1 pseudogene is annotated in these 552 nt (G+C 73.9%); it reads left to right on the forward strand.

What is annotated here, in order from left to right:
- Nucleotides 1-552, forward strand: a pseudogene (locus ABW16_RS23660) (type VII secretion protein EccC); the annotation flags it as partial.

Consider the following 552-nt stretch of genomic DNA (forward strand, 5'->3'; position numbering starts at 1 on the left):
TCGGCCCGGCGCGCTACCTGGCGAGCAGCGCGGAGGAGCTGTCCGCGCTGCTGACGCCGGTGCTGGCGGCCCGTCCGCCGTTCACCGGTGGCCCGGCCGAGACGACACGGCATCTGTTGGTGATCATTGATGACCCGGACTTCGACCTGGCGGCCTCGTCGCTGGGGGCGGCGCGTGCCGGGGTGACTATCGTGCAGCGCGGCGCCGCAGCGCCGAGTCGGGAGCAGTATCCCGACCCCGAGCGGCCGATCCTGCGGATCAGCTCAGGTGGGTCGTCCCTCGACCGCTGGCAGACCGGTGGCTGGCAGCGGTATGTCGACGAGGCCGACCAGCTGGGCGCCGACGAGGCCGCGCACCTGGCGCGGCGGTTGTCGCGGTGGGACTCCAACCCGACGCATGCCGGGTTGCGGTCGGCGGGCACCCGGGGCGCCACCTTCACCACCCTGCTGGGTATCCCCGACGCCTCGCGCCTCGACGTTCCCGCCCTGTGGGCGCCCCGCAACCGCGACGAGGAACTGCGGGTTCCGATCGGGGTGACCGCGACCGGCGAGC

It is taken from the genome of Mycolicibacter heraklionensis, from assembly GCF_001021505.1.
GTDB classification, from domain to species: Bacteria; Actinomycetota; Actinomycetes; order Mycobacteriales; family Mycobacteriaceae; genus Mycobacterium; species Mycobacterium heraklionense.